Here is a 1,644-nt window from a genome sequence, read left to right as displayed (position 1 = left end):
TTGTTAAGGGATTTTCCCTTAACCCGTCTTGATAAAGACCCCCCGACCGCCCTGTCCTTGCTGACGGCTACGACCGCCCGACCTTTGCGGAATATGTAAACAAATGTTAATATTTAGTTTCTCACACTCGCAAAACCGCCTTAGTTGCGCTAAAAGGCGAAAAGGCAGAAAGTGACGAAAAAGGCTTGCAAGTTTCGCTGATGACGAAAGCGAGCCGAGGTTTCACGCTGATGCACAACCGCTCCAAGTTCCACAAGAAACGAGGGTTTCGATTTGAACAAATAAGGCTGAAACAAGCAAAAGGTTTCGGCAAAGCATCGGGTTTTCGGCACGATATAGGGTTTCGGCTTGAACAAATAAGGCTGAAACAAGCAAAAAGTTTCGGAAAAGCACCGAGTTTCGGCACTTTAAGCCTCCAAGCCGAGCAAACCGAAGGTCTTGCCGTACCACGAAAGGCTATTGGGTATCGGATGGGCATCAATGGCTTGCGGATGTTGCAATATATGTGAGAAAAAACGAAGGTTTCGGCTTTATACTGCGCTCTTTCGTGCTACTGAACCACCGCCCACAACACCAAACGAGCGACACGCCACGCCCGACCCATCGGGCGGTAATGCGGCAGTGGTGAGGGATAAAAAGGTAATGCGCCTGTCGGTCTTGCCCGACAATAGGCGCACTACCTTTTCTATCCCATACCTCTGCCATACCTATTTGAATAAGCGAGAGTGCTGTCAGACTTATAGCAATCTTGATTGCCATAAGTCAGACGGCTTTCTCGCATTGACAGACAATAGAAAGCGTAGCTTTACCTATTATCTAATGGCTATGCATCAGATAGGGGTTAATTAAAATCATTGCGTAATTTTCTATTTTAATGAAATTTTTAGTATTTTTGCAGCAAAAACATAAAATATGGGGTTCTTTCAATCTGCCAAAAATCAAGTAGGAAGAGATTTAGGTAAAGTTATTAGTAATGCTGTTTTTGGTGATAAACATGCATCTGTATATAGACGTGCTCAATCAAAAGCACGTCAGGAGCAACATGAAGAACAGATTCAGCAAAATCAGTTGAATGGTTTGAATCGTGCAGTTCTTGATAATGTTGACAAAGTATTGGGGACAACCGTGTCAAATGATGTAAATGATATTTGTAACACATTGGATTTGTTCCATTCGCAGATGTTAATAAACGGATGGAAACCTATTATATTTGGTGATGGAACTGATGAAAATAGAATTAACAATAAATATCCCGACGCTTGCTATTGTAAGTTTAAGCAACTTTTATTCAAATTGAAAGCATCAAATTGCAATCAGGATATTTACGACCATTATTATGGAATATATAAAACTCTCAATAGAAGAAAAATATGGGGAAAATTTAGTAGATTGTTCCTATTTATTTTCTTTTGGATAGCTCTTGCTATTTTTTGGATTATAATGTCGGCTTTAGATTAAAAAACATATACAGGAACTTACATCTTTTGGGTGTAAGTTTTTTTGTGTCATTTGAGAGAAAGAATGACGGAATGAAATGACGTGGAAGACGGATGACGCTTGCGTGTTGATGATTGACGAGGAGGTCAGACAAGCTCGCTGCAAGCGTTGCTTGGCTGGGTGATGCGTCAATCATGTGCGTAGGTG

General features: G+C 41.1%; 2 protein-coding genes. Both read left to right on the top strand.

Going from position 1 to position 1,644, the window contains the following annotated elements; translation table 11 throughout:
• Positions 1–185 precede the first annotated feature (185 nt).
• Complete coding sequence (locus tag CHL74_RS15275; protein WP_176452292.1) at positions 186–509, top strand: hypothetical protein; 324 nt, start codon at positions 186–188, stop codon at positions 507–509.
• A gap of 403 nt (positions 510–912) precedes the next feature.
• The gene (locus CHL74_RS15270) at positions 913–1,458 is read left to right on the top strand and encodes a hypothetical protein (protein ID WP_094882005.1); all 546 of its coding nucleotides are present in this window, start codon (positions 913–915) and stop codon (positions 1,456–1,458) included.
• Positions 1,459–1,644: the final 186 nt, after the last annotated feature.

Source organism: Prevotella sp. 885, assembly GCF_002265625.1.
Taxonomy (GTDB): Bacteria; Bacteroidota; Bacteroidia; order Bacteroidales; family Bacteroidaceae; genus Prevotella.
This window is presented reverse-complemented; position numbering and strand designations above follow the sequence as displayed.